General features: G+C 62.8%; 6 protein-coding genes. All 6 read right to left on the reverse strand.

Translation table 11 applies throughout. From position 1 onward, the window contains the following. Window positions 1–13: 13 nt before the first annotated feature. A complete protein-coding gene (pheT, locus tag AC1RQK_RS03675; RefSeq protein ID WP_492807713.1) occupies window positions 14–2,461 on the reverse strand; it encodes a phenylalanine--tRNA ligase subunit beta in 2,448 nt (815 codons plus the stop codon). A gap of 71 nt (window positions 2,462–2,532) precedes the next feature. Further along, window positions 2,533–3,564: a phenylalanine--tRNA ligase subunit alpha gene (pheS, locus tag AC1RQK_RS03680; RefSeq protein ID WP_043345035.1), complete on the reverse strand. Its 1,032-nt coding sequence runs from the start codon at window positions 3,562–3,564 to the stop codon at window positions 2,533–2,535. Between the two features lie 337 nt (window positions 3,565–3,901). Then, window positions 3,902–4,258 carry a 50S ribosomal protein L20 gene (gene rplT / locus AC1RQK_RS03685; RefSeq protein WP_006163216.1) on the reverse strand — a complete coding sequence of 119 codons (357 nt, stop codon included), beginning with the start codon at window positions 4,256–4,258 and terminating at the stop codon, window positions 3,902–3,904. 27 nt (window positions 4,259–4,285) lie between these two features. Then, window positions 4,286–4,483 carry a 50S ribosomal protein L35 gene (gene rpmI, locus AC1RQK_RS03690; RefSeq protein WP_006163215.1) on the reverse strand — a complete coding sequence of 66 codons (198 nt, stop codon included), beginning with the start codon at window positions 4,481–4,483 and terminating at the stop codon, window positions 4,286–4,288. 170 nt (window positions 4,484–4,653) lie between these two features. Then, the gene (infC, locus tag AC1RQK_RS03695; protein WP_081488948.1) at window positions 4,654–5,175 is read right to left on the reverse strand and encodes a translation initiation factor IF-3; all 522 of its coding nucleotides are present in this window, start codon (window positions 5,173–5,175) and stop codon (window positions 4,654–4,656) included. 45 nt (window positions 5,176–5,220) lie between these two features. After that, window positions 5,221–7,128: a threonine--tRNA ligase gene (thrS, locus tag AC1RQK_RS03700; protein ID WP_492807716.1), complete on the reverse strand. Its 1,908-nt coding sequence runs from the start codon at window positions 7,126–7,128 to the stop codon at window positions 5,221–5,223. Window positions 7,129–7,504 lie beyond the last annotated feature (376 nt).

The following is a 7,504-nucleotide window of genomic DNA, read 5'->3' on the forward strand; positions in this document are numbered from 1 at the left end:
GTCAGCTGGTGGATCAGCCGCGCATCCGCGCCTGGAATGCAGCGCTGGCGGCTTCGACCATGCAACGCACCGCGCTGTCGACGGTTTCGTCCTGGAGGGTCGCCCCAGTATCTTGCAAGGTCATGCGGAACGCAAGGCTTTTCTCGTCCGCGCCAATGGCCGCCGAAGCCGCCTTGGGACGGAACTCGTCGAACAGCACCAGGCTCTGGCAATAGCGGGCGGAGCCCTGTTTTTCCAGGGCTTCGCGCATGGCGTCGAGCAGGTCCTGCACGCGCACCGACTGCTTTACCACCAGCGCCAGGTCGCGTACGGCGGCCGGGAACTTGGAGATTTCGGTGTAGCCGGGCAGGCCCACTTCACGCAACGCCTGCAGGTCCAGCTCGAACACGACCGGCGCTTGCGTCAGTTCGTACTCCTGCAGCCAGCGCGGATGCAGTTCGCCGATCACGCCGGCCACCTTGCCGTCGATCACCACTTGCGCGGCACGGCCTGGATGCAGCGCGGGATGCGATACCGGCTCGAAGCGCGCAATGCGCGGGAACAGCAAGGCCTCGACATCGCCCTTGACGTCGAAGAAGTCCACCGGGCGGGTGGCGATGCCCCACTGCTCCTCGAAGGCCGGGCCGTAGGCAATGCCGCCTGCAACCATCGGCTGGCGATAGCCGGCCACCGTCAGGCCGCCATCAGCAACCGAGGCGTCGCGATGGAACACGCGGCCCACTTCGAACATCCGCACGCGCGATGCCTTGCGGTTGAGGTTGTAGCGCACCTTGTCGAGCAGGCCACCGATCAGCGTGGAACGCATCACCGCCAACTGGCTGGCGATCGGGTTCAGCAGGCGGATCGGGTTGTCGTTACTGGCAAAATCGCGCTCCCACTTCTCTTCAACGAAGGCGAAGTTGATCACCTCCTGGTAATCGCGCGCGGCAATCGCGTGGCGCACAGCGTGGGTCGAGCGGCGTGCTTCGTCGGTCGGGCGCATCTCGCTTTCGGCGATCGGCGGACGTGCCGGAATGCGCTCGAAGCCGTAGATGCGGGCCACTTCCTCGATCAGGTCTTCCTCGATCTCGATATCGAAGCGATAGCTCGGCGGCGTAACCACGAACACTTCGCCGTCCGCGCCTTGCTCGCGGGTAAACGGCAGCTGCAGGCGCTGGAACACGTCGGCGATGACTGCAGGCGACAGCTCGATGCCAAGCACGCGCTCGGCGCGCGCCACGCGCAGTTGCACCGGCTTGCGTTGCGGCAGGTTGACAATCAGGTCGTCGACCGGGCCGGCCTGGCCACCGCAGATATCGAGGATCAGCGCGCTGATGCGCTCGATATGCTCAACCGTGGTGGCGTAGTCCACGCCACGCTCGAAGCGGTGCCCGGCATCGGTCGAGAAGTTGAAGCGGCGCGAGCGGCCCTGGATGGCTTCCGGCCACCAGAAGGCGGCTTCGAGGTAGATGTTGGTGGTGTCGAGCGTCACGGCGGTGCTGTCGCCGCCCATGATGCCGGCCAGGCTCTCGATCTCCTTGTCGTCGGCGATCACGCCGACCTGCTCGTCGAGCTCCACGGTATTGCCGTTGAGCAGCTTGAGCTGTTCGCCCTTGCGGCCCCAGCGCACATCCAGCCCGCCGTGGATCTTGTCCAGGTCGAAGACGTGCGAGGGACGGCCGAGCTCAAGCATCACGTAGTTGGAGATGTCGACCAGCGCGGAGATGCTGCGCTGCCCTGCCCGCTCCAGGCGTTGCACCATCCATGCCGGCGTGGCCGCGTGCGCGTTCACGCCGCGGATCACACGGCCCGAGAAACGGCCGCACAGGTCAGGGGCGGAAATCTTCACCGGCAGCTTGTCGGCCAGCGTCACGGCAACCGGCTTCATCTCCGGCAGGCGCAGCGCGGCACCGGTCAGCGCGGCGACTTCGCGCGCCACGCCGTGGATCGACAGGCAGTCGGCCTTGTTGGGGGTGAGCTTGATGACGAAGACCTGGTCGTCCAGGTCCAGGTACTCCCGAATGTCCATGCCGATCTTGGCATCTTCGGGCAGGAGCATCAGGCCGCCGTGGTCCTCCGACAGCTTGAGCTCGCGCGCCGAGCAGAGCATGCCGAAGCTGTCCACGCCGCGCAGCTTGCCCACCTTGATCTCGAACGGCTTGCCGCCCGCCTCGGACGGCGGCAGCACCGCGCCGACCAGCGCGCAAGGCACCAGGACGCCGGGCGCCACATTGGGCGCGCCGCAAACGATCTGCAGGGTCTCGCCGGTGCCGGCATCGACCTGGCAAACGTTGAGACGGTCCGCGTTGGGATGGCGCTCGGTGGAAAGCACGCGCGCCACCACCACCTTGTTGAAAGGCGGCGCGACCGGGCCGACCTCTTCCACTTCCAGCCCGGCCATGGTCAGGCTGTGCGAGAGCGCATCGGTGGAAATCTTGTCGGGATTGACGAAACTGCGAAGCCAGGATTCCGAGAATTGCATGGCGCTTCTGATCCGGTAAGTATTCTGTTCTGGGGTGTCGGTGACGATGTGCTCTGGCGCGGATACGCGCCTCAGGCGAACTGGCGCAGGAAACGCGCGTCGCCTTCGAAGAACAGGCGCAGATCGTTGATGCCGTAGCGGAGCATGGTCAGGCGTTCAAGGCCGGAACCGAAGGCAAAGCCGATATAGCGCTCGGGGTCCAGGCCCATATTGCGCAGCACATTGGGGTGCACCTGGCCCGAGCCGGAAATCTCCAGCCACTTGCCGTTGCCGAAGGCCATGTCGATTTCCGCCGACGGTTCGGTGAACGGGAAGTACGAGGGGCGGAAACGCACCTGGATGTCATCGCGCTCGAAGAACTTGCGCAGGAAGTCCGTGTACACGCCCTTGAGGTCAGCAAAGCTCACGTCATCACCGATCCACAGGCCTTCGACCTGGTTGAACATCGGCGAGTGCGTGGCGTCGCTGTCGACGCGGTAAGTACGGCCGGGGCAGATCACCTTGATCGGCGGCATCTCGCGGCCCTTGTACTTCTCCACGTGCATGCGCGCGTAGCGCACCTGCATCGGGCTGGTGTGGGTACGCAGCAGCAGCAGCTTGCCGTCGCTATCACGGCCGTCCACATAGAAGGTGTCCTGCATCGAACGGGCCGGATGGTTGTCCGGGTTGTTCAACGCGGTGAAGTTCATCCAGTCCGTTTCGATTTCGGGGCCATCGGCCACATCGAAGCCCACCGAGCCGAAGATCTGCTCGACGCGCTCCCAGGTGCGCATCACCGGGTGCAGGCTGCCACGGGCAACCGCGCGGCCCGGCAGCGTGACGTCGATGGCTTCGGCGGCCAGCCGCGCGTTCATCAGCGCATCGGCCAGCGCCTGGCGGCGTGCCTGCAGCGCGGCCTCGACCTGCTGCTTGGCCTGGTTGATGCGCGCGCCTTCGCTCTTGCGCGTTTCCGGGTCGAGCTTGCCGAGGCTCTTGAGCAGCTCGGTGAGCGCACCGGTCTTGCCGAGAAAGCGGGCTTTTTCGTTTTCCAGCGTGGCGTTGTCGTTGGCTGCAGCGAAGGCGGCCTGGGCGTCGGCGACGATTTGATCCGGATCCAGAGACATGGCGGCGGTCGGCGATAAATTTGGCGTCCGGGTCACGCTGGGCCCGGGCGTGGGTTGGCACTAAGTGCGATGTAGGTGCAGAGCCCGCGCGGCACCGGGGGGCGTGGCGGGCTTCGTTTCGGATGTCGTCTTGCATCGAACCAGGAACGGCGCGCGAAACGGTATCCGAAATGAAAACGGGGCTCGGTGAGGAGCCCCGTTTCTGCATGTCCGGCCGAATCGCCATCGCGGCGACAAGCGCTGCTCAGGCAAATTTGGCGGAAATGCTGTCGACCTTGCGGTCGGTGCTTGCCCGGGAAACCACACTAGACACTAGCGTGGCACCCCGGAGCCGGCATCAGGCAACGGTGGCTTTCACCTGGTTGACGATGGCGGCAAAGGCAGGCTTGTCATGAATAGCCATGTCCGACAGCACCTTGCGGTCCAGCTCAATCGAAGCCCGCTTCAGGCCGTTCATGAACACGCTGTAGGTCATGCCATGCTCACGCGAAGCAGCATTGATACGCGCAATCCAGAGAGCGCGGAACACGCGCTTCTTGTTGCGGCGATCGCGGTATGCGTACTGGCCAGCACGCATGACCGCCTGCTTGGCGATACGGTAGACGTTATTGCGACGGCCGCGGAAACCCTTGGCGGCGACGATGACTTTCTTATGGCGGGCCCGTGCAGTGACCCCACGTTTTACTCGAGGCATGTAATGCTCCTTTCGTTTTCGTTAGGGTTATGCGTAAGGCATCATTGCGCGAACGGCCTTCAGGTTCGTCTCATGGACGTCCTGGGTGCCGCGCAACTGGCGCTTATTCTTGGTGGTCTTCTTGGTCAAGATGTGACGCTTGAAGGCCTGGCCACGCTTGAACGAACCATTCGGACGCGCAGTAAAGCGCTTGGAGGCGCTTTTCTTGGTCTTCATCTTCGGCATGAAATACTCCAGCTTCTATGACATGCATGCAGGTGGCCAGCTAGCGCCGACACTTGCAAAACCCGCATCCACTTATTGTTGCGCTAAAGCCGCGTGCGGCCTCTGCGCTGCTTTCGCACGACGCCGCGCCCGGAGGGATTCCCCTCCGGGCCGCAGCGGCGCGCAAAATCTTACTTCTTCTTCTTGGGAGACAGCACCATCACCATCTGGCGGCCTTCCATCTTCGGCATCTGCTCGACCTGGCCAACTTCTTCCAGGTCCGCCTTCAGGCGTTCGAGCACACGCGCGCCGATTTCCTGGTGCGCCATCTCACGGCCGCGGAAACGCAGCGTGATCTTGGTCTTGTCGCCGTCTTCGAGGAAGCGCTTCAGGTTGCGCAGCTTGACGTTGTAGTCGCCATCATCCGTACCCGGCCGGAACTTGACTTCCTTGACCTGGATGATCTTCTGCTTCAGCTTGGCGTCGTGCGCGCGCTTGGCTTCCTCGTACTTGAACTTGCCGTAATCCATGATACGGGCAACCGGCGGCACCGCTGTAGGAGCGATTTCCACCAAGTCCAAGTCCTTATCCTCAGCCAGGCGGAGCGCGTCCATGAACTTGACGATGCCGAGCTGCTCGTTATCAACCCCGACCAAGCGCAATTCGGGTGCGCTGATTTCGCGATTGATGCGATGACCTTTGTCTGTAGCGATGTTGCGTTACCTCAAGAAGACAAAAAACAAGCCGTGCTCATCCCATCAGGCTTTGCTGGCAACGTCCTGTTGCAGACGCTCCACAAACGCGGAAACGGACATCACGCCCAGATCCACGTTGCCACGGGCACGCACGGCCACTTGACTGGCATCCCGTTCTTTGTCGCCCACTACCAGGAGGTAGGGAATCTTCTGAAGGGAATGCTCGCGGATTTTATACGTAATTTTCTCGTTACGCAAATCCGCCTTAGCCCTAAATCCTTGTTTTTGCAGCAGTTGCACGACGTTTTCGGCATATTCCGCCTGCGAGTCGGCAATATTCAGCACCAGGACCTGCTCTGGCGCCAGCCAGGCGGGCAGCGCGCCGGCGTGGTTTTCCAGCAAGATGCCCAGGAAGCGCTCGAAAGAGCCCAGGATGGCCCGGTGCAGCATGACCGGGCGCTTGCGCGAGTTGTCTTCGGAGACGTATTCGGCATCCAGGCGCTCCGGCAGCACCAGGTCCAGCTGCAGCGTGCCACATTGCCAAGACCGGCCGATGGCGTCCTTGATATGGTATTCCACCTTGGGGCCGTAGAAGGCGCCCTCGCCCGGCAGCTCCTCCCACTCCACGCCGCAGGCGCGCAGCGCCAGGCGCAGGCCTTCCTCGGCGTGATCCCAGACCTCGTCCGAACCGGCGCGCTGATCCGGGCGCAGCGACAACTTGACCGCGATATCCTTGAAGCCGAAATCGTCGTACACGGAGAACGCCAGCTCGTTGAAAGCCTTGGCCTCCGCGACGATCTGCTCTTCCGTGCAGAAGATGTGCGCATCATCCTGCACAAAGCCACGCACGCGCATCAGCCCGTGCAGCGCGCCGGAGGGCTCGTTGCGATGGCAGGCGCCGAACTCGGCCAGGCGCAGCGGCAGGTCGCGGTAGGAGCGCAGGCCGTGATTGAAAATCTGCACATGCCCGGGGCAGTTCATCGGCTTGATCGCGTAGTCGCGCTTCTCCGACTCCGTGACGAACATGTTCTCCTTGTAGTTCTGCCAGTGACCTGACTTCTCCCACAGCGAACGATCCATCACTTGCGGCGTGCGCACTTCTTCATAGCCGGCCTGCGTCAGGCGGCCGCGCATGTACTGCTCCACCGCTTGCCACACCTGCCAGCCCTTCGGGTGCCAGAACACCATGCCCGGCGCCTCCTCCTGCAGGTGGAACAGGTCAAGCAGCTTGCCCAGCTTGCGGTGGTCGCGCTTCTCGGCCTCTTCCAGCATGTGCAGGTAGGCTTCCTGGTCTTCCTTCTTGGCCCAGGCCGTGCCATAGATGCGCTGAAGCATCTCGTTCTTGGCGTCGCCGCGCCAGTAGGCACCCGCCACCTTCATCAGCTTGAAGACCTTGAGCTTGCCCGTGGACGGCACGTGCGGGCCACGGCAGAGGTCGACGAACTCGCCTTCGCGATACAGGCCGATCTCCTGGTCCTGCGGGATCGAGGCGATGATCTCGGCCTTGTACTTCTCGCCCATCGACTCGAACAGCTTCACGGCTTCGTCGCGGCTCCAGACTTCGCGCGTTACCTTCTCGTCCTTCTTGGCGAGCTCGGCCATCTTCTTCTCGATGGCGACCAGGTCCTCGGGCGTGAACGGGCGCTTGTAGGCGAAGTCGTAGTAGAAGCCGTTCTCGATCACCGGGCCGATCGTCACCTGCGCCTCGGGATACAGTGCCTTGACAGCGTAGGCCAGCAAGTGCGCCGTCGAGTGACGGATCACATCAACGCCATCAGCATCCTTGTCCGTGACGATGGCGAGATCAGCATCGCGCTCGATGAGGAAGCTGGTGTCGACCATCTGCCCATCCACCTTGCCCGCCAGGGCTGCCTTGGCCAGGCCCGAGCCAATGCTCTGCGCCACTTCGGCCACCGTTACCGGGCCGGGGAACTCGCGTCGGGAACCATCCGGCAGCGTGATTGCGATCATCTTGCACCTCATCAGAAATCCACCCGCCAGCGCCGTGCGGCCGGCAAGCGAATAAAAAGCATCTTGTAGCGCCCGGCTCATGCCTTTCGTGAAACCAGCATGGGCCTGGCAGCGGGGACTTCGCTCGGATCCACCCACGGGCGACCGAGCAGGATAGCAGGGAGCCAATAAGCGACAGACGAAAAAAAACGCAGCCAAGGCTGCGTTGTTTTTCGATTTAACCCCAATCCACCGGGTCCGAAGGCGCACCTCGACTACTGTCGCTAATTAGCGGTAGTAGTTCGCTGTGTCTTGAACATGGCGCCTCTTCCGTTCCAGGTTATCGGGATCAACCGGACTGCTTCGGTACTTCTTACTGCTATGCTATGCGTTGGTA

Source organism: Cupriavidus sp. GW822-FHT02D05 (genome assembly GCF_058802485.1).

Bases quoted from the DNA above. Each gene is read 5' to 3' on its own strand.
- pheT (WP_492807713.1), bottom strand. From the start codon at position 2,461: ATGCAATTCTCGGAATCCTGGCTTCGCAGTTTCGTCAATCCCGACAAG.
- pheS (WP_043345035.1), bottom strand. From the start codon at position 3,564: ATGTCTCTGGATCCGGATCAAATCGTCGCCGACGCCCAGGCCGCCTTC.
- rplT (WP_006163216.1), bottom strand. From the start codon at position 4,258: ATGCCTCGAGTAAAACGTGGGGTCACTGCACGGGCCCGCCATAAGAAA.
- rpmI (WP_006163215.1), bottom strand. From the start codon at position 4,483: ATGCCGAAGATGAAGACCAAGAAAAGCGCCTCCAAGCGCTTTACTGCG.
- thrS (WP_492807716.1), bottom strand. From the start codon at position 7,128: ATGATCGCAATCACGCTGCCGGATGGTTCCCGACGCGAGTTCCCCGGC.